This window comes from Ignavibacteriales bacterium, assembly GCA_026390595.1.
GTDB lineage: Bacteria > Bacteroidota > Ignavibacteria > UBA10030 > UBA10030 > UBA9647.
Window position 1 is genome coordinate 181,905 of record JAPLFQ010000033.1, and the last position, 20,209, is coordinate 202,113.

Sequence of the window (20,209 nt, forward strand, 5' to 3'; positions counted from 1 at the left end):
ACCGTGGTCGTTATCGGTGACGGGCGCTCGGGATCGCAAGTCTTTTGAGTTTATAACGGAGAGTCTGCTCCGTCATCCCGAGGAAAAGCGCTGCCTTTGACTGATTGAATCCGAATCTGGTAAGCGATCGTTCGATAATCCCCTTTTCAATGAGATCCAGGGAATTGTCAAGAACAAACTCCTGGCCACTGATGACGTTGTTGATCATCTTGACAACTTCAGTCTTTTCATCTGTGAGTTCAGGCGGGAGAGCGAATTTGCCTCCGGAGGAAAATAGGATGGACTTGTCGATAACGGCTTTGAGTTCCCGGATATTTTCTTTCCAAGGGTGTCGCACCAGGACATCAATTGCATTGATATCGATCGCCACATCTTTGATGCCCAGGTCCTTACTGATCTCATTCACGAAGTGCTTCACGAGAACAGGGATATCCTCAGGTCGTTCCCTCAACGGAAGGATCTCAATTTGTTCGAATTCCTGGACCTTCTTCGCCAATTCATCATAGACTTTGTGGGTCGGCAACAACTCTTCAGGTCTTTTCTTCATAGTCAGGACAACTCGTGCGTGAACGCCTCTGCCCTCGTCCCCTCCCATCCGCATTGCAGTCCGTGCCTGTATGAAGCTCAGAATCTTCATCTGATTTCTGAAGCTGGCGTCTTCAATCTCTTCGATGAGGATTGTTCCGTCATTTGAGAGTTCGAAGAGCCCGCGTTTTGTGGTCGGGGGCATTCCCGGCACGCCTTTTTCAAAGCCGAAAAGAACAGCTTCCAATTCGCGATCATCGATCACGGATGCATTCACCGAGAAATAGGGATGTTGGTCATTGGTGCCGTTGAATTGCTCGGAGTGGATTCTCTTCGCGACAACGCCTTTACCGACTCCCGGTTCGCCGACAATCAGGACATCCTTTGTCCCATGAGCGGCCTTCGTGATCTGCTTCCTCAGAAGTTCGATCGATTTGCTTCTGCCTACGATTGTTGCTTCCATTGTATTGAGCCTGTTAGATGGATCAACCGAAGAATTTCAGGATGATTCTCTGAAGAAAGTTAGGCTTCGTTTCTTGGCGCGCGCGGTGCAAAAAGCCTTCCATGAATCGCTTTCGGGTTAAGAAAATGGCGTACAACAAGATTATCAAGAGCGTCGCGCCAACGACTAATATGTTCAGCGTCAGAAACCAACTCTCGTTCATAAAACTCGCCTTTGACGCTTGTGATGAACCTCAATCGCAAGCCAAAAAAAGTCAGTAGAAATAAGAGATTCAACAAAGTTAGATAGTAGCCAATCTGTTGCACATCCACAAAAGTCGCATACTCGACTGATTTAATGTAGGCGTAATGATGGAGAATTTCAAGCGAGCAATATGGCAAGAAAAGGAAAATGATCTTCTCAATATATGCTCCCTGAGGAGGATCGTTCTTGTATTGGTATCCAAAGAAAAGGAAGATAAAGATGATGCAAAGAACGTTCATATAGATGTTGTCGAAGTATAGAGGCTTGAATAAGAGGGACCCAAAATTCTCATCATTCTCTGAATAAGGGAGCAATTCCGCGACCCTGCGTGCCTTTTGGTCATCGAACAAAACTCCCACCTGTACACCATTCTTCCAAATCCCAATAGAGCTAATCGCAGCGATTTCTTGAACTGTAGGAATCGTCTTGCCCATGTTTTCAGCAATAATCACGGCCTGGTTGACCGCCTTGTAGTCCGCGACGTCTTGAGTCGTATACAAATGTCTTGGATTTGCGAAAAACGGATTGTAGTAATAAGTGAAGGTGCTTCCAACAATCAAAAAGGCAAGAGAATATTTTGAAAATGTCCAGAAGTCCGTGAAAAGGGAGTCGATTACAACATAGACAACCGCAAAGGACAGTAGAAAGAAATACGCCATCAAGTGATACTGCGAGAAATAGAATCTTAACCACTGATCGCCTGGAGCAATTGCGTATCCAACAAATCTAAAAACAAACGCAAGAACCGAGAGGAGAAAGAACATACCGAAATTCAAGAATATTGGCCTGTTTGTCCTATTTGGCTCTCTAAGAAAAATGAAGATGCATACGATGCCAGTCAGGAGCAATATTGCGTCCACGAAGAGCGCACTTGACGACGGACCTTCATTGGCGAGCGCAAACAACAGAAGTCCCGCGAGCGCGAGGAGGCCAATCCATAGAACTAATATTTTCTTGAACAGATACAATTCATATCACTTTCGTTATCTGTGACGAATATAGCACGGAATGGAGATGATGTCAAGGGGAAAAGACAACCAACAGTATTGAACGGTTCTCAACATCATCTCCAAACGTCAATTTTACAACGAGTTATGGGGAATGGATAAACCCTGGAATGCGACAAGGCCTATAGACTGAACATTGAACTTGACATTTGCAGAAAATTAGCCAAAATTTACGTGAAATCATAACACACTCGGAAACAAATGAGTGATATGAATCACATCTCCGAACCAACAAGGAGGTTTCATGCTCAAGACCCGTAACGCAAAACGCTTCTTTGCCATCTTTATTGCTCTCGTGCTCACATTCGCGACGAACTTCGCGATATCTTACGCTGCGAAGCAAGAGGACAAATCTGTTGAGTTCAGTTCTTCACAATCAAGAAGTGGAGTCACAACCAGCACAAAACCGCCACTTCCGAATTCAATGCGAAGTGGAGTAACCACGAGCACGAAACCTCCTCAGCCTTAGGGCTTATGATGTTTTTCCTTTCATTCTCCGACAGCATCCGAGTTCCCTTGTTCGAATGCTGTCGGAGTGGTGTATTTTGCTTTCGGGTTGGTTTTTGCTTATCTTCCATCTGAGTGTTGTGCCGCGTATTCGAAAATTTTCTCGGATTGAATGAGCAATAACTTCCCCCAGGAAGATCCTCTACGTCTTGATGAAGTTGAGTCAGCGAAACCGGATTTCCGCTTTCTTCTCAACATCCTCCTTCTTCTCCTTACGCTGTTTACTACGACCGTCGCCGGCGTGCAATGGGTGGGAAAGAACGCCTTCGAACTTACAAATCTCCACTATGGTCTTCCGTACTCGATTTCCATCCTCTTTGTACTCGGGGTCCACGAGTTCGGACATTACTTCGCTGCAAGATACCATGGAGTCAAGGTTACTTTGCCTTACTTCCTCCCATTTCCTCCAACTCCCTTCTTCTTGAACTTTGGGACTTTGGGCGCTCTTATTCGGACTAGATCTGTTGTCCCAACCCGAAAAGCTATGTTCGACATCGGAGTTGCTGGCCCGCTCGCTGGTTTCTGCGCGTGCGTTGTCGTATTAATTCTCGGATTCCTGACTCTGCCAGGCCCGGACTATATCCTATCAATCCATCCGGGGTATGATTTTTCGACCCAGATGACCAACGATGGACAAGGACTAGGGTTGGAATTCGGCAGAACGATTCTTTACAGTGCCCTCTCCTGGCTTCTTACGGATCCAGCGCAGCAATTCGTTCCGCCTATGTCCGAAATGTATCACTATCCGCTGCTTTGCGTCGGTTGGTTTGGGCTCTTCGTCACCGCAATGAACCTCATCCCGATCGGACAGTACGATGGCGGACATCTTATCTATACGCTCTTCGGCGACAAGCATCGTAGGATTGCTCGAACATCATTTGTCATACTCCTTGTACTGGGACTGCCGGCCGTGATCGACGCACTTCTCCGGGGAATAATGAGCTACTTCATGGAGCAATTGCCAGCCCAGATTGTCCCTTTCGCTCAATACAGTTGGACAGGTTGGTTCCTGTGGGCATTGGTCTCCTATTATTTCATCAAGCTCTATCATCCACCTGTGCCTGATGAGACACCCCTGGATAGACAACGAATTATTGTTGGGTGGTTCACGCTGATAGTCTTTGTTGTGAGTTTCTCTTTCGCACCGTTTACGATTTCCATGTAAAATCAGTACTTGACTTTCTTCGCTGAGCTTTCTATCTTTGTGCAATCGATCTTCTGCACATCCCATTCACAGAAAAGGAAGCTGACGACATACTGATTGCTACGAAGTAGGTCCGAACAGAACTATTAAGGGAAGCAATCATTGCGTCGGCTCCATCAATTCTCAGTTACTCACTCCCTGGCACTTGTTTCAAGAGCGAAGGCTATCAGCATTGTTCCGGCTGACTTGCGCATAATCGCGCGGCTTGCACTCTTGGCACTCATGTTAGCTGCCGTCGGAGGGTGCGAGATGAGAACCGGGAATGCTATCGATTCCGTTGGACACCCCCCAACCCTTCTGCAAGCCGACATTACTCCGTCTTCCGTCAACACCGACACGATTAATACCGGAGCCAGCCGAAACCCGGAGGATCTGTTGTCGATCTCCGTGACCGTTTCCGCGCAGGTTAGTCAGAACTCGGACAATCCTCTGTCGCATGTGAGGTGTTCACTGAAACCCCCATCATCAAGTTCTACACTATCAGAAAGTGAACTCAACGATGATGGTGCCGCTCCGGATCGGACCAAGGGTGACGGTATCTACACGGGGAAAGTCGGTATTCAAATAAAAAGAGTAGAAATAGGGACCTTTCGTGCTGAGGTCAGTGCAGAAGCTCAAAACGGTTTTCAGAGCAATACGATAATCGCCCCACTGACAGTGTATCGCGGGAACAGAGCTCCCGTTCTTACCTCTCTCGATGCCCCTGATACGGTGACACTTGCAAACCAATCACAATCGTTGCTTCTTCGGATCAAATCGACCGATGCAGACGGACTGTCCGACCTGGCCAAAGTCATATTCAATTCGTACAAGCCTGATGGTACACCTTCGAGCGGGAACCCCTTTCTGATGTACGACGATGGATCCGCCAGTCATGGCGATATCGTCGCGGGCGATGGAATCTACAGCCTGATCATCACGCTGCCACCAGCAACGAGCCCGGGCACGTACAGGTTTGAGTTTCAGGCATTCGACCGATCCAACGAAACGAGTGCAGTTGTCGTTCATCGCATCACGGTGAAGCAATGAGGCGTTTCGGAATCATATCGACATTCCTGCTCGCGCTCTCGGGAGAGCTCCCTGCACAGGTCATCAATTCATTTGCCATCCCGTCAAGCGAAACCTCTCCGCTTCTGCGGAGCAACATTGTCAACAAGATTGCCCCCAAGGGTGATACGATCTGGGTGGGGACAGGAAAAGGACCGACATCATCTACGGATGCGGGGCGATCATGGAGGCAGTTCGCTGCTTCTGAGACATTTGATGAAAAGGGAGTCTCGGCGGTCGCTGCACGTGGGAATGAGATCTGGATTTCTACGACATACATCACGAAACCCGAGAATGTTGCGCATCAAACGGGTCACGGACTCCATTACTCGACTGACCGAGGACAAAGCTGGACATTCATTTCCCAGCCAGTTGATACCGGCAAGGTCGATACGCTTCTCTACGGCCGTAACAAGATACCCACGCTTAATGTTACTGTTCCAGTTGACAACGTTACATACGACATCGCTCTGACGTCGAAATACGTGTGGATTGCGAGTTGGGCTGGCATGCTGCGTCGGTCGTCAAATCGGGGAAAATCTTGGGAGCGCGTCATACTGCCGCCAGATAACCTTAATCGGATTTCTCCTTCTGACACACTACGATTCGCCCTCGCCGTCGTGGACAGACAACTCGGCGCCGATTCTCTGGTCGGTAATCTCAACCACCGGCCATTTGCCGTCTACGCAAGCGATGATTCGACAATTTGGGTTGGAACAGCCAACGGCATCAACAAATCGACGGATGGCGGCATCAGCTGGCGGAAATTCAACCACCAGAATCAACTCAAGCCGATTTCCGGCAATTGGGTGGTGGGAATTACTGAGCAGCGATGGGGCACCAAGCGAGTGATTTGGGCGGCGACCGTCAATGCTCTCGAGGCCGACGAGAAACGAGGCGTGAGTTATTCAAGCGATGGAGGCGAAACATGGGGAACCGCTTTGCTTGGCGAATGGGCCCACAACATCGCTTCAAAAGACTCCATCGTCTACGTCGCAACAGATGGCGGCGTTTACCGGTCCAACGATTACGGTCGATCATGGACGCGGAGCGGCACCGTCTACGACCCGTTGACGTTGCAGCGATTTGCTTCCCCGGCGGTCTATGCAGTAGGAGTACAGGGTGACGCTCTCTGGACAGGCGGACCTGAAGGGCTCGCCAGAACGTTGGACAATTCCTCCTCCCCCTTCGGAAGTACCTGGAATGTATTTAGAACATATCAACCCGTCCAAGCAACCGGTCAGACATATTCCTATCCCCTTCCCTTCAGCCCCGCGTTCGAGGCAGTTCGGATTCATTTCTCGACGTCAGGAAAGACAGCTCCTGTTTCAATCAGAATTTTCGATTTCTCAATGCAACCCGTAAAAACCCTTCTTCGGGATGCCCTCCGGATCGGCTCCGCTGAACATGATGAAATCTGGGACGGGCGCGACGACAGGAACCGCCGCGTAACCAATGGAGTGTATTTTTATCGAATTGAAGTTGACGGTGGCAACGCACAATGGGGAAAGATATTCGTCCTGCAATGAGCACACGACACAACACTATACCTCTCCTCTGGATCATTGCGAGCATGGCCTTGCACCTCCCGGCGTTCTCTACGGCGTTCGCCCAGAACAACTTTGAACTCGGCGGTTTGGCCGGAGCGGCAATGCGAATGGGATTTGGAGCGAGAGGTATGGGCATGGCGAACAGCCTGACCGCGATCAAGACAGATGATGGTACGGGATACTACAATCCTGCCGTGGTTCCTTTTCAAGCACATCCGAGCGCGTTGCTTTCTGCGGGATTTTTGCCGTTCGACAGGAATCTGAATTTCGTCAGCTATGCCCAGAGTATAAAGCCAACCGGCGGCTTCTCGCTCGCACTCATCAACGCTGGCGTATCAAAGATCCAGGGCCGAAGTCTCGACGGTCTCCCCACAGAGACGTACTCCACATCCGAAAATGAGTTTCTGTTCACTTTTGGTACAAAGGTGCGGCCTGATTTCGCCGTTGGAGTTTCTGCGAAAATCCTTTATTATTCGTTATTCGAAAGTGTGAAAAGCACCACAGTCGGATTCGACCTGGGCATTGTCTACGCTCCTTCCGAGGCCTGGACAATTGGCGCTGTGGTGGCAGACATCAATTCAAAATACAAGTGGGACACATCCCAGCTCTATGGAAGCTCCGGAAATACCAGCATCGATCGATTTCCGCTGCGGCGAAAGTTGGCGATATGCTATTCCCCTGGTTTTCTCAAAGGCAGAATCGCTGGTGAAGTCGAGTGGGTTGGCGCAATTGTGCTCTCACGAATCGGAGCGGAATTGGCTCTTCAGGAAAATGTTACTCTCAGAGGCGGTATCGATCAGATTGACTTTGCAGGCGGGATAAGCTCAAAGCCGAGCATCGGATTCTCGCTGCAGACGGCCGTTGCGTCTTTGAAGCCAACTATCGATTATGGATTTATTCTTGAACCGTACGGCACTGGGGGGATTCACATGCTCTCTCTAAGACTGAGCTTTGAATGACAAAGAAATGGATGCTGCTCTTCTTTCTAGCTCTGTGCCCGGTCATCGTGATCGCCCAGGGATCATCCGTTGGCTCTTCCCAGCTCAAAATTCCGCTTGATGGCCGCTCGGCTGCACTCGGTGACGCAACAATCGCTGATCACGGCCGGCTTTCCTCGTGGCTGCTCAATCCGGCCAATCTGGAGAGTCGCGGGAATGTGACGATCGCCCTGACTCATGCTCAGTGGATTCAGGACATCCAATGCGAGTTCCTCGCAATTCAAATTCCAATCTCATTCGGGACAGTCGGCCTGGGAGTTTCAGCTATCAGCGTACCCGGCATCGAAGTGAGAGACATCCCCGGCCCAGCGCTAGGGACCTTCAGCGCCAGAAATGCAACATTGCAGCTTGGATTTGCGACGACGCTGATTCAAAATGCCTCGTTCGGAGTCTCAGCGAAGTACCTCTATGAGAAGCTCTATGCTGACGACGCATCCGGACTTGGCGTGGACGTTGGCCTGTTGTATCGCACGCCAATTGCAGGCCTCCAAGCAGCAGTCTCCGTGACCAATGCCGGTTCGCTTGAACAATTCCGAAGAGAAAACTCCGACCTGCCAACCTTTGTCCGGGGCGGAATTGCGTACACTTTTGCATTTGACGATTTTGCCTTTTCAGCTAACGCGGGCTTCGCTGGTCATATTCAGCAAAGCGAAAGCCATATGCTGGGAAGCATCGAAACAACCTATGACAACGCCGTCTCCGTCAGATTTGGCTATGCCTCAGGCTACGATTCACGCGGCCTTTCGGCAGGCCTCGGCATCCGGTACGAGTTTCTTCAATTCGACTATGCCTTCGTCCCGTTTTCACTCGGCCTGGGAGACGCTCACCTCTTCACACTAGCATTCCAATTCTGATACCTATGGCCATTCAAGTTGTTCCTTACACCGAAGAACTGCGTGAACGATGGGAAAGATTTGTACTGAATTCGAACAACGGAACGATGTTCCATCTTCAGCAGTTCTTTGACTACCATCCTCGAGGTCGGTTCAAGTGGCACCATCTTCTCTTCATGGACAAGAAAGAGATCGTCGCTGTGCTTCCCGGTGCTCTGATGGGGAGCACATTCGAATCCCCGATCGGCGCTTCGTACGGTTCGATTGTGACTAACGTGATAACATTCGCAACAGCTCTTGAACTGGTCGATGCTTTTTCGGACTATTGCCGGGAGCAATCTCTCGAACGAGCACTGCTGACTCCTCCCCCTTTCATCTATCAGAAGGTGATATCACAGAACCTCGATTACGCTCTGGCATACAGGGGATTTTCTTACGACAAGCATTACATCTCACATTCCATTCCTTTGGACCCAAAGGAAGAGATTCTGACAAGCTTTCAGAGCACTGCGCGCCGCTATGTCCACAAGTATCTTCGGGAAAAGACACTGACAGTCGAAATCAACGACGACTATGAAGCGTTTTATCCGATACTTGTAAAGAACAAGGAACGGCACGGAGTGAAGCCGACACATACACTGGACGAGCTCCTACGCCTCAAGAAATTGATGCCCGACAATCTCGAGCTGTTTCTCGTGTACAAGGGAAACAAGCCAATCGCCGGGTCTCTGATGTTTGCCTGTAATCAACAAGTTGCCCTCTGCTTCTACAATATGCTCCTCTACGAGTACGAAGAATACAACCCGATCCACATCGTGATGTACGAGGTCTCAAAATGGGCAACCGACCGGGGCTTCAAGTGGATTGATATCGGAGTGTCCCAGGATACAAAAGCGGAAAATCCGATGACTCCCTCTATGAACCTTATCCGTTTCAAGGAGAAGTTCAACTCTCACGGGATTCTTCGCAGCACATTCTACAAACGATTCATCTGACCTATGAAGGTTCTCCACGTCGCTCCCATCAATGTTGCCGGCGTGCCGTATAGCATGATGGATATGCAGCGCCGATTCGGCGCTGATGCCAGGCTCGTGACCCTTCACAAGAACGTCCTTACCTTCCCCGAGGATATTGCACTCAATCTTCCTCTCCCGCGCAACGCAATCGCTGCATGGTGGCGAACCGCGAAGAGGGATAACGCTGGCTCTGACACGGTTCACGGCGTTGCGCCGACGTCTTCCATGCGCGTCCATGCTCCGAGGAATATTCTTGAATCTGCCTACTTCATGATCGACGACCTCCGGCGGCGCACGAGAGTCGAAGAAGCGATCGAGCGGTTCAAACTCGACGAGTACGAAATCATTCATTACGACGGTGGACTCGACTTCTTCCGCGACAGCAGGATCGCAAAGATGTGGAAGCGGCAGGGAAAGAAAATCGTCTGTCATTACATGGGAAGCGACCTTCGAATCCGGGGCGTGGTTCCTGCGATCGATATGATGAGCGATCTCAATTTGACAAATGAGAGCGATCACCTTCTCCTTCATCCAAACATCCAATACCTCTATATCCCTTTCGACGTTTCGCCGTTTGAGATGCGAAGAAGCGAAAACGATCGCCTGCGTATTGTCCATTCTCCTACGAACAGATCCATGAAGGGGACAAAGCTTATACTTCCCGTCATTGAGGCCGTGAAAAGAGTCAGAGACGTAGAATTCGTCCTGATCGAACATGCGCCGCACGACGAGGTGCTCCGAATCAAGGCAACATGTGATCTCGCCATCGAACAAGTGGGAAACCTCGGCGGGACGGGGTACGGGAGAAATTCACTCGAGACACTGGCCCTCGGGATCCCAACCGTCACCGAGATGACGCCTGACTATGAGGCCTGGCTCCCTGAGAACCCGTTCGTCCTCGCCACAGCCAAAACCCTCTATGGAAAGCTGCTCGAACTTATCGACAGCGCGACTCAACGGTCCGAAAAGAGAGAACAGGGCAGGCGATGGGTTGAAAAACACCATTCATACGAAGCAGTTCACGCGAGACTAATGGAGCTGTACCGTGCGCATTCTATTGTCTGAGCTCAGGTCGAGCCCACGATCCTTGCTCTACGTTCTGGCGCTCGGACTTGTCCTGCGGGTAGTCTTCATCGCTCTTCATGAGCGTCCCCTGATTTCGGACGAGCGTGAATACGACACTCTGGCCTCCACCCTCGCGTCAACAGGCCGTTATGCTGTCGACGGGATACCAACGGCATACCGTCCAATCGGATATCCAGCGTTTGTGGGCTCTTTGTATTTCGTTTTCGGACACCATCCTGCTGCGGTGAAAGTCTTCCAGGCCGGGCTCGATGTTGCGACCGCGTTTCTCCTTTTTGTTGTCCTTGTCGGCTATCCGGCCCGTACACGCATCCTTGCCGCAGGACTCTGGGCATTCTACGTTCCTGCCATCCTCTATAGTAATTTTCTGATGTCCGAGTCCTTCTTCACTTTTGTGCTCGCACTCGCAGGATTCCTATTCACCCGGTTGGGCGAGAACAGAAAGAGCACAGTCATTTCGTTTGGTATCTGCTTCGGCATTCTTGTCCTGATGAAGCCCGGGACGATTCTTATCATGTTATTCCTACCCATCATCCTGCACCAGTCACGAATACCACTCAGGAGATTTTATCCGGCTGTGGTGAGCTGCATTTTGGTGCTCGCTCCATGGATTGTTCGCAACTATGTAGTATTCGACGAAGCGGCCTTGTCGTCCAATGGCGGAATCAACCTCCTCATCGGCAACAATCCTCACGCAACCGGCGCTTACGCGATCACATTTGATCCACAGGTTTGCGAGAACACAAAGGGTGAATTCGACACAGATAGTCGAGCATTCGAATTGGGAATGAAGTACATCATCGACTCTCCAGGGACCTTCGTTCTGAATGCTTTCAAAAAGGTGGGGCACCTGTTCGAAAGCGAAGGCGGCCTGATTGTGTGGACATTCCATTCTCACCCTGAGGATCAACTTTCCCGTTATTCTGCCAAGTACGCCTCCATTCCGCTTCCATTGACATTGTTGGCCAATCTCCCGTACTTCATCATGATCATTGGAGGAATATTCGGCTTCCTGGGATCGCGCAAGAATGCATTCTGGCTGTTTGCCATGTGCCTCGGCTGCACCTGGGTAGCGTTGCATGCAGTGTTCTTTGGTGGAGGACGCTTTCATTTTCCATTGATGCCATTTGCTGTACTCTTTTGTGCCATTGGGCTCACTGGTGGCATCGAAATGATTCGGGCTATGCCAAAAGTCCAGAAGATGGCAGGAGGCTTCATCGTCGTACTGTTCACATCGCTCTGGATTTATGAAGGGATTGTAATTTTCCATGGATGAATTTCTCAGAGAAAGGCGGCGGGAACACGTATTTCTGGCAATCCTGTGTGCTGTCGGTGCGATGAGATTCATCAATCTGGGATTTCTCGATCTCCAGGCTTGGGATGAAGCGCTCTACGCCGTGCGCGCTGAGGGGATACTTCTTTTCGGCGGTGTTCTTGATCAGACTCCCTTCTCCATCGGCGGGCTCTATTCCTCCCTTCATCCACCATTGTATGTCTGGCTCACGAGTGTTTCGTTCCTCGCATTCGGAGTGACCGAGTTCGCTGCCCGCTTCTTTTCGGCGCTGCTCGGCGGAGCTACGCTGTTCGTGGTGTACCGAATTGGCAAAGATCTCGAGAATTCAAAACTCGGTTTTGTCGCCGCAATGCTCTTTGGTCTCAATCCCTTTGTCACGTTCTACGCTCGTCAGGGTCAATTTGACACAACACTCGTGTTCCTCCTATCTCTTTCTGTCCTCTTCTACCTCAGGATGGAACGGTTCGGACGATTCCGTTTTGCAGTCTATGCCGGATTCGCTGTCGGCGCAGCACTCATGACAAAGCTCTTCGTGGGCTTCGGCATCCCATTGACGTTCTTCCTTTGGAAGGCCTTTTCAGAACGAGATGGCGAGAAGCTCTCCTGGAAACCATTCCTGTTCTCACTGGGAGTTACACTTCTCGTGGCTCTCCCGTGGCACGGATATATCACGGCCGTTCGAGGGTTCGGAAATCCACTCTTCCTGATAGATGCGTCTGCAGTTTTTGATCGATCTCTTCGCGGCGTCGAGGGAAACGTGAAGCCATTGGAGACGCTGTATTTTGTGAATCAGCTCTTTGTGTTGTTTCCGCTGGGAATACTCTGGTTTGTTTTCGGTCTGTATCGAGTCTTTAGAGATCAAGACCGTCGATGGATGTTTCCGGCACTTTGGTTCGTTGTCTTCTTCGTAATCTTCTCGATCATGAGAACGAAGCTTTCGGTCTATGCATTACCAATGCTCCTCCCCGCCTCACTCGTTGCAGCGCGGGAAATCCTGAGATGTTCTGCCGGATCGTATTCGAGAAAACTGGCAGCAATGTTGATCGGTGGCACGGCACTGACGCTCCTCTGGGGTTCTAATCAGGAATGGCGAAATCTCGCCAAGTCAATCCCCGGCACCATCATCACAGGCCAGATGCCGGAAGGATCGATGCTTCTCCAGTTTCTCCCATTCATTGTGCTTGGCTGCTGTATTCTTTTCCTCTCGTTTTCACTCTACAGGAACAATCAGATATCGCCTCTTCTCTCGCCTCTGCCAACACTGCTGCTTCTGGCGTCATTCGTGATGAGCTTCTACAATATCGTGGGATACGACCGGTATCAGTTCAATGATGGCGGCCGTGAACTGGCAAGGTTCGTCGCGGAAAGGCACCCTTCTCTCCTTGTCGTTGCAGGCTTTGACCGAAATCCGCAACTTACGTTTTACCTGGATGGGGCTGATATCGGATGGCGGGATGACCTTGAAGTACGACGGATCACTCCACCGAAACTACGATCGGAGTTCCGTTCGTGGCTCTCAGAAAAGGCAGGAGTTCTGCCCGGTGATGCGCTGGTCGTTGTGGAGAAGGATAAGCTTATACGTTATGAATGGGTTGCCGCAGAAGAAGTCAATCCGCTGGACTATTCGCTGGTTTTCGAAAGTCGGCGTTACGCGGTATTCCAGCGAGTTGTGCCCAACCACCTGGCTCTCAATGCCGGAGAGCCTCGTTGATCCATGCAAGGTTCTTCAACGGGATGAAGCCGTAGTTATAGAGATTGAAACTTGTCACGCCCAGGTTTCGGGCCACCGACACTTTGTCGAGGAATTCCTTCTTCCCTCCGCTTTCAGGCAATCCAACCTGCAAACCCAGCGTGATGTTCTCGGACCCGATTGCTGTGCTGAGTGATTCGATCGGGGACCGAAGCAGTGCACCCTCCTTCACATAGCCCAAGGCGAGAATTCCGCCCGTGATCTTGGCGGACGCGACTGGGTCGACGCTTACCATCTTCTGCGCGAGCGGGTCCACACTTACCAGTTGTCTCAGTTTGGTCGAAGGTGTCCCCTCCTTGATTTCCTCCAGGAATGACCTGACCACGGACTTCCTCCATTCGAGCATTGGCTCATACAGATCGGATGGCAATTTGTCCAGCGATGGATACTTCTCTGCAGCAACAGCTGGATCAGAAAACCACATTTCGAGGATCTCTTTCGTACGTGTGCGGATTGGGACAAGGTCGAGATGAGCGGCGTTTGCTCTCTTCAGGCACGATGGGCAAAAACAGAGACCGAGGAGAAAGCGAACCGGAAGCGTGAGTTCAAAGCCCTCCCTCTCGTGGTGATAGCCGTGCGTGTATCCCTGGAATTGCAGCGCTTCGAGTTCGATTGCGTCTACCCCGTGAGAGGCGATATCGGATACCAGCGTTCGGACATATCGACGCACATTTTCGTTACTCGGACAGAGATTGTGAGGGAGTTTGTCGCCAAACGCGTCCTCGCAGGCGATGTCAGGATACTGTGTGCCTAGCGGCGTATTATGGCAACATACAACCCAAGCACGCGTGGTGAGCCCCTTTGCGTCGGCCGCCTTCTTTGCTCTCTCCAATCCGTGCCCTTCGTTGACAAGAGAATTAGGCCTGGGAAGTATCCTCCCGTATTTCTTCAAGTTGGGCTTGAAATAGACAGTCCCATCCTCCGGGAAGACCACTTTCCGTTTCGGATTATGAGGCTCCAGGAACTTCCCGGCGTGGTACGCGGTGGCCATGCTGATCCCGGTCAATCCATTTTCCGACAACTTTCGCAGCACCGACTCGTACCCCTCATCCACCAGATCCCACAGATAGATCCACATTGAACCTGATATATCAGATTTCGAAACTGAAGGCCCCGCGAAGGGGAACATGTTGGAGTGCGGCTTGGCGGCCAAACTCGCAAAAGGCAGAAGTGCCATCGAGGAAAGGAATGAGCGTCGGTCCATTGTCATGAGGTCTCAATAGTGACAAAAAGTGTGAAACATAGTCAGGAAAAATGTAATGTAATTAGCACGTTCAATCAAGACGCCGAGCGTGGGTTCGCGCTCTCTTTCGTTGAAGCTGTGAAGTTACTTCGGTGCAGGATTTGTGTTGGCACCTCTGACTTTGTTGCCCGTCGCCCGCATCTCTAAGGCTGAGCGTTCAATTGTTGAAACGTGAGGCCCTCGAAGTCAGGAGCTTGCGACAACACCAGTATTGCGAAACGATTTGGGAACCGATTGAATTCACCGCACCACCCCCCTGCAGGGCAATAGAGAAAACTGCGGAAAACTATCCTCGACCGTTCAGTCATTAGAATTGAAAGCGCTTGACACACTGCGTACATAGCCCTATATTAGCAACAATTCTCACCCAGTGTCTTCTACTTTAGCTGCGGTGAAGGGGTTTGAGGTGCACTCTTTCCAAGACGCGTCAGACAAGAGTCAGCCCCAGGTATCATCCGCGTATCTTTGTTTCCAAAGAACAAACTTCTTCCATCTGTACTATCAACTCACACTAATCCATAAGGAGAGAAAGTATGGCACGAAAACTTGCTATCATTTTTGGAGTGCTCGCGCTTGCAGGATTTCTCTGCACTCTGTATGGGCAAGGAACAACCTTGAACGTCGAGGGTAAAGTTCTCGACAACGAGGGGAAGACGATGCCCGGCGCGAACGTCATGATCGTCAATGAGCAGACGGGCACTCGACGAGGCGCAGCAACAAACGTCAACGGTGCGTATAAGATCCTCGCCGTTCCTCCGGGGACGTACTCTATCGAGGTGAAGTTCATCGGCTTCAAGGCCATAAAGAAAGAGAACGTGACCTTCGTGACAGGCCAACGCCCTGTCCTTGATTTCGCCATGACTCCGGAAGCTGTCGAAGTCTCCGGCGTCGAGGTCGTTGGGACGCGCAACCAGCAATTTGAGTTGCGACGCCTGGACGTATCCACAGCCGTTGTGCGTGCGCAAATCGTCGACCTCCCGCTGAATTCGCGCAGCCTGATGAACCTGGCGTCAGTGGCCCCCGGTATGCGTTCATTCGCGGCATCTGCTGGACGTGCCCTGCCCGCCGCAGGTGCATTGCCGGAACTCCGCTTCATCAACATGTATGCAGATGGTGCGGAATGGAAGAGCTTATACAACGGCAACCTGGTCGGTATTCCTCAGACAGGATCGCCATATCCTCAGGATGCCGTACAGGAATTCCGGGCAATTCTGAGCCCCTTTGATGCGGAATTTACCCGCGGTGGCTCGTACGTCATCAACATCATCACACGCCGCGGCACGAATGAAACGCACGCAGAGGGCTTCGGCTACTTCCGGGACAAGGAACTGAACACCAGAGGACCTTTCGAGAAGACCAAACCGAACTACACTCGTCAGCAGATGGGATTCACTGTCAGTGGTCCAATCATCAAAGACAAGCTTTTCATCATGGCATCATACGAAGATCAGAATGCCCACGAGTACATCGATGTCGTACCCGGACGTCCGGCCTACAATCCAGGAATCTGGGACAAATATGCCGGAACATTCGAGGCGCCAAATGAAAACCAGATTGGCGTTTTACGCCTCACATATCAGCATGACAACGACAACACCATCGATTACATCTGGTCGGCACGTTACCTCGCCAGCAAGACCAATTTTGGCGGCACGGTTTCAGAACCAGGGGGTATCTACGGGCAGTATCACATCAACAGCCACATGATCAAGTGGACCGACATCATATCACCGAAGATGTTTAATGAAATGAGTGTGCGATATCTCCGGTGGCGCCATTACGAGCCGGCAATCCAGGATGGACCAGCCTACTCGTATCCAAGTATCACCATTGGAACCAGTGGCTTCCCCATAAAGGTTGAAGAAGACCATTACACCCTCAATGAGAAGTTGACCTTCACTATTGAAGACTTCTATGGACCGCACACATTGAAGATCGGCGGCCTCGCCGCTCTTGTCACGATGACTCCGTGGGCTCCGAGCAGCCTCAATCCATCATTCTCGTTCGCAACGGACACCAGCGCACTTCCAAGGACAGCTACCATCGGTGTCGGAGTATTCCATCCCACCGACCCCAATGGCATGGACGCGACGACGGATGACAAAGGAAACATTCTCGGCTTCTACATCCAGGACCAATGGAACCCATGGCCGCAGTTGACAATTAATCTCGGAATTCGGTATGACGTCGAAATCAACACACTGAATAACACATTCCGGGTACCCTGGGCCGATAGTACCAACATCACCAGCCTCATTTCGCCCGATTGGTTCAATCGTGGCGACCGGAAAAATGACTGGACGAACATCGCCCCACGGCTTTCTTTCAACTACGATATGTTCGGAACAGGCAAGACCATCTTGCGCGGCGGATTTGGCATTACTTATGACCGGACAGCATACGCGTTCGCATATTTCGAGCGTCGTGACGCGTCATGGCGAACATACCAGTTTCAGAATCCAGGAACAATCGACCCGGCAGTACTGAGGGCTCGCGTCGCTTCCGGTAGCGTCAGCGCCGCCCCCGCGATCAACGTGATGAATCAGCAAATGCGTACTCCTCGCGTCGCTCAGTTCTCCCTGGGGATCGGCGAGCAGCTCACAGATGAGATCGGCTTGAACATCGACTACGTCAATTCTCATGGCTCCAATCTCTACTCACCGATCAACGTGAACTATGTTAATACTTCGGTCACGCCGAACGCTCGCGTCCTGACGTCCAAGTACGGTGATATCAATTTGTGGGGGAGCATAGCCAAGGCATGGAACCATGCATTCCTGAGCACGTTGGCATACAACACTCCGACCATGAGATGGCAGTTGTCTTACACCCTTTCCTGGGCATTTTCGGAATCGGATGCTATCACCACAGCCAGGACCTCATTGGCTCTTCTTGCGATGCAACGAAGCGCCACCGACGAGCGTCATCGTATCGTCATCTCAGGGACGTACTTGCTCCCATGGGATTTCAAGGTAAGTGCTGTCGCAACAATTTCAAGTCCGTTGGCTTTCACAGTGATCGACGGACGTGACCTCAACAAGGACAACACCACCGGCGACGACTGGATTGAGGGCATGCGCACTCAGTTCAAGCCTTATGATGAAATCAGATGGTGGTACAAGATGTTCGACCTGCGTGTATCGAAGTCGTTTGAACTCGCGAACACGAAGGTTGAGTTCATGGTCGACGCTTTCAACGTTTTCAACTGGTTCAATGCTTCCGGTTTCAACGGCACGATGAATGATCAGGCCGGCAATCAGCTGACAAACTTCGGTTTGCCAAACGGCACCTATGCACCGCGCCAGGTTCAGGCTGGTCTCCGGGTGACCTACTAGCCGACTAGGGCCTACGCACTAGCTGCAGCGAGCAGGCATCCAGTACCTTGGATGCCTGCTTTTTTGTCCCTGTCCTGACCTTATGACCCGCAGCCAATCACATGCATCATATTTACCTACCGTACGTTCATCGCACCAGGCAAATGAAATGAAGCGCAACAATGGCTTGATATCTTCAAGAATTGCACTCCTCCTCCTTTTCATTTTCCAGGGAGCTGGGGCAACGACCTCTTCATGTCTTCTCGGCTCTGATTCGTCCTTCACGCAGCAATTGCGTCCCGGCGTGATGTATCGGTTCCTTCAGGATCAACGAGGTCCCTGGAGGGCTTACATCGTCGAAATTGATCTGACACAACCAGATCTTGAGATCGGAGCCCGCAGGGCGCTCGACAAATTCTACGGAAGAGAACAAACCAGCTCTATTGCGAAGCATCACAGCAGCGCCAACCGGAAAGTGATCGCAGCTCTCAATTCAGATTTCTTCAGCCTGAAGACGGGAGAGATCGAGAACAACAACATTATCGATGGCGAATTTGTGAAAGGGACAAAGTTGACCGGGTCCCCCTTCGACGTCTTCGACAATATTCATTCTCAATTCGGAATCTTGAATAACAAGAAACCACTCATCGATCGATTTGAGTTTGATGGGGCTGTCTTCTGGAACTCTGGACAACGAACGGATATCCTCGGAGTAAACGACATCCCGACTCCACGATCTCTCGTGCTCTTCAACTCGTACTACAGAGCATCAACTCCCACCGACACTCTCAAAATGGCTATTTACGAGTTACGCCTGGTCGAAATCGGTGTTCGTTCCGACACTCTTGTCACCGTGGTTTCAGGAGTTATGGGATCAGGCGGGACTCCTCTCACGAATGGCTCATTAGTGTTGTCGGGCTATGATCTGCCGCCAGATAATGCCCTGCGTCGAGCGACTCACGGCGATACGGTAAGAATCTGGCTGGGGCTCAGGCCGAATCGGGGCCCTGTGCGCTCCCTCGTTGGTGGATGGCCTCGCATCGTCCTCGATGGAAGGAACATTGCCGCCGGTGCCGACTATGCCGAGGGGACGTTCCCGCGGTTTTCTGCCGGCCGGCATCCCCGAAGCGGAGTGGGGTTCTCGAAGGACAGCACAAAAGTGTATTTCTTAGCGGTCGACGGCCGGACTCAAACAAGCGTTGGAATGTCCCTCGTCGAATTTGCGGACTTGATGCTGGCATCCGGCATCTATCAGGGGATGAATTTCGACGGAGGCGGATCAACGACGCTGCTGATTGACGGCAAGATAGTCAATGCGCCATCCGATCCGACAGGAGAACGCCCGGTGGGAAATTGCCTCTTGCTCTTCGAACGAAAACGCAAGTAAACGCAAATTGTATGTTGCGCTGTTTCTCTCGCTGTTCATAGACACTCAGGAGGTTTTCTTATGCGACAAGACAAATGGAACGCACCGAAGATCCTTTCTATCGCTTTGATTCTGGTTATCTCCTCATCGTTTGGATTCTCCCAACAATCGAGCAGCACGCCACCAATTTCAATCAGCAACGCGACAATACAAATTGAAGTGGGTGAATCCGCCGGTGATCTGATCACGCTGCTGGACAAGACGAATGGAATGAATTTCATCTCACCTGGCCGAGGAAGCACCTCATTATGGCAGATTGAGATGTTGCCCGGCATTCAACCGGCGATAATCACTCCCGCGATGGCCGGGAGTTTCAGGTGGGAACATCCAGATAAACGCAGCAACGAGCTGAAATTGGTTTGGGAGAACTTCAATCTCCCCTACTCCAAACCGCTCAAGATCGAGGTTACTGTCGTGCTGGACCCGAAGGAACCGATGAGCTATTGGAGTATCGCTATCGACAAACCGGGAGACCTCCATATTGAAAAGGTACGATTCCCGCAAATCCCCTCCATTACAAAGCAACCCGAAGAAGTGCTTGCTGCGCCGATCTGGATGGGACAGCTCACGAAAATCCCGCGGCAGATGATCACGGGCAACGCAAATCCGAACAAACGCCTTGAATGGCCTTATCCAGGCACAATGTCATTGCAGTGTCTGTCCTTCTACCGGCAAGATGGCCCGGGGCTTTACCTCTCATGCGATG

15 protein-coding genes are annotated in these 20,209 nt (G+C 51.2%); 12 read left to right on the forward strand and 3 right to left on the reverse strand.

Features of this window, described 5'->3' with window-relative positions; genetic code table 11:
- Positions 1–10: 10 nt before the first annotated feature.
- Entirely contained in the window at positions 11–988 is a 978-nt protein-coding gene (locus NTU47_18330) for a sigma 54-interacting transcriptional regulator (GenBank protein ID MCX6135767.1), read from the reverse strand.
- 59 nt (positions 989–1,047) lie between these two features.
- Positions 1,048–1,995 (reverse strand): hypothetical protein, encoded by a 948-nt coding sequence (locus tag NTU47_18335; GenBank protein ID MCX6135768.1) that lies wholly within the window; start codon positions 1,993–1,995, stop codon positions 1,048–1,050.
- Between the two features lie 862 nt (positions 1,996–2,857).
- On the opposite strand from NTU47_18335, the gene NTU47_18340 reads away from it, so the two are divergent.
- The 9 genes from NTU47_18340 to NTU47_18380 all read left to right on the forward strand — a co-directional run bounded on the left by NTU47_18340 (position 2,858) and on the right by NTU47_18380 (position 13,481).
- Positions 2,858–3,910 (forward strand): site-2 protease family protein, encoded by a 1,053-nt coding sequence (locus NTU47_18340; GenBank protein ID MCX6135769.1) that lies wholly within the window; start codon positions 2,858–2,860, stop codon positions 3,908–3,910.
- Between the two features lie 288 nt (positions 3,911–4,198).
- A complete protein-coding gene (locus NTU47_18345) occupies positions 4,199–4,978 on the forward strand; it encodes a hypothetical protein (protein ID MCX6135770.1) in 780 nt (259 codons plus the stop codon).
- On the forward strand, positions 4,975–6,525 hold the full coding sequence (locus tag NTU47_18350; GenBank protein MCX6135771.1) for a hypothetical protein: 1,551 nt from the start codon (positions 4,975–4,977) through the stop codon (positions 6,523–6,525). Before NTU47_18345 ends, NTU47_18350 begins: the two co-directional genes overlap by 4 nt.
- Positions 6,522–7,505: a hypothetical protein gene (locus tag NTU47_18355; GenBank protein ID MCX6135772.1), complete on the forward strand. Its 984-nt coding sequence runs from the start codon at positions 6,522–6,524 to the stop codon at positions 7,503–7,505. The genes NTU47_18350 and NTU47_18355 overlap by 4 nt, the downstream gene beginning before the upstream one ends.
- Entirely contained in the window at positions 7,502–8,398 is an 897-nt protein-coding gene (locus NTU47_18360; protein ID MCX6135773.1) for a PorV/PorQ family protein, read from the forward strand. Before NTU47_18355 ends, NTU47_18360 begins: the two co-directional genes overlap by 4 nt.
- Positions 8,399–8,403: 5 nt before the next feature.
- Positions 8,404–9,372, forward strand: a complete 969-nt coding sequence (locus tag NTU47_18365; protein MCX6135774.1) for a GNAT family N-acetyltransferase — start codon at positions 8,404–8,406, stop codon at positions 9,370–9,372.
- 3 nt (positions 9,373–9,375) lie between these two features.
- The gene (locus NTU47_18370) at positions 9,376–10,458 is read left to right on the forward strand and encodes a glycosyltransferase (protein MCX6135775.1); all 1,083 of its coding nucleotides are present in this window, start codon (positions 9,376–9,378) and stop codon (positions 10,456–10,458) included.
- A 22-nt stretch (positions 10,459–10,480) separates the two neighbouring features.
- Positions 10,481–11,752 (forward strand): hypothetical protein, encoded by a 1,272-nt coding sequence (locus NTU47_18375; GenBank protein MCX6135776.1) that lies wholly within the window; start codon positions 10,481–10,483, stop codon positions 11,750–11,752.
- The gene (locus NTU47_18380; protein MCX6135777.1) at positions 11,745–13,481 is read left to right on the forward strand and encodes a glycosyltransferase family 39 protein; all 1,737 of its coding nucleotides are present in this window, start codon (positions 11,745–11,747) and stop codon (positions 13,479–13,481) included. The genes NTU47_18375 and NTU47_18380 overlap by 8 nt, the downstream gene beginning before the upstream one ends.
- Here NTU47_18380 and NTU47_18385 read toward each other — a convergent pair.
- Positions 13,459–14,598, reverse strand: coding sequence for a hypothetical protein (locus NTU47_18385; protein ID MCX6135778.1), 1,140 nt, complete (start codon positions 14,596–14,598; stop codon positions 13,459–13,461). The two genes, NTU47_18380 and NTU47_18385, sit on opposite strands and share 23 nt — an antisense overlap.
- Before the next feature lie 698 nt (positions 14,599–15,296).
- Between NTU47_18385 and NTU47_18390 the strand changes: the two genes are divergently transcribed.
- From NTU47_18390 to NTU47_18400, 3 genes are all read left to right on the forward strand, one after another.
- Positions 15,297–18,098, forward strand: a complete 2,802-nt coding sequence (locus NTU47_18390; GenBank protein ID MCX6135779.1) for a TonB-dependent receptor — start codon at positions 15,297–15,299, stop codon at positions 18,096–18,098.
- A gap of 148 nt (positions 18,099–18,246) precedes the next feature.
- Positions 18,247–19,464 (forward strand): phosphodiester glycosidase family protein, encoded by a 1,218-nt coding sequence (locus NTU47_18395; GenBank protein ID MCX6135780.1) that lies wholly within the window; start codon positions 18,247–18,249, stop codon positions 19,462–19,464.
- 60 nt (positions 19,465–19,524) lie between these two features.
- A partial coding sequence (locus NTU47_18400) for a hypothetical protein (GenBank protein MCX6135781.1) occupies positions 19,525–20,209 on the forward strand: 685 nt, incomplete at its 3' end.

What these genes read in the sequence shown, in the direction of transcription:
- NTU47_18330 (MCX6135767.1), bottom strand. Translation starts at nt 988, where the DNA reads ATGGAAGCAACAATCGTAGGCAGAAGCAAATCGATCGAACTTCTGAGG.
- NTU47_18335 (MCX6135768.1), bottom strand. Translation starts at nt 1,995, where the DNA reads ATGTTCTTTCTCCTCTCGGTTCTTGCGTTTGTTTTTAGATTTGTTGGA.
- NTU47_18340 (MCX6135769.1), top strand. Translation starts at nt 2,858, where the DNA reads ATGAGCAATAACTTCCCCCAGGAAGATCCTCTACGTCTTGATGAAGTT.
- NTU47_18345 (MCX6135770.1), top strand. Translation starts at nt 4,199, where the DNA reads ATGAGAACCGGGAATGCTATCGATTCCGTTGGACACCCCCCAACCCTT.
- NTU47_18350 (MCX6135771.1), top strand. Translation starts at nt 4,975, where the DNA reads ATGAGGCGTTTCGGAATCATATCGACATTCCTGCTCGCGCTCTCGGGA.
- NTU47_18355 (MCX6135772.1), top strand. Translation starts at nt 6,522, where the DNA reads ATGAGCACACGACACAACACTATACCTCTCCTCTGGATCATTGCGAGC.
- NTU47_18360 (MCX6135773.1), top strand. Translation starts at nt 7,502, where the DNA reads ATGACAAAGAAATGGATGCTGCTCTTCTTTCTAGCTCTGTGCCCGGTC.
- NTU47_18365 (MCX6135774.1), top strand. Translation starts at nt 8,404, where the DNA reads ATGGCCATTCAAGTTGTTCCTTACACCGAAGAACTGCGTGAACGATGG.
- NTU47_18370 (MCX6135775.1), top strand. Translation starts at nt 9,376, where the DNA reads ATGAAGGTTCTCCACGTCGCTCCCATCAATGTTGCCGGCGTGCCGTAT.
- NTU47_18380 (MCX6135777.1), top strand. Translation starts at nt 11,745, where the DNA reads ATGGATGAATTTCTCAGAGAAAGGCGGCGGGAACACGTATTTCTGGCA.
- NTU47_18385 (MCX6135778.1), bottom strand. Translation starts at nt 14,598, where the DNA reads ATGTGGATCTATCTGTGGGATCTGGTGGATGAGGGGTACGAGTCGGTG.
- NTU47_18390 (MCX6135779.1), top strand. Translation starts at nt 15,297, where the DNA reads ATGGCACGAAAACTTGCTATCATTTTTGGAGTGCTCGCGCTTGCAGGA.
- NTU47_18395 (MCX6135780.1), top strand. Translation starts at nt 18,247, where the DNA reads ATGAAGCGCAACAATGGCTTGATATCTTCAAGAATTGCACTCCTCCTC.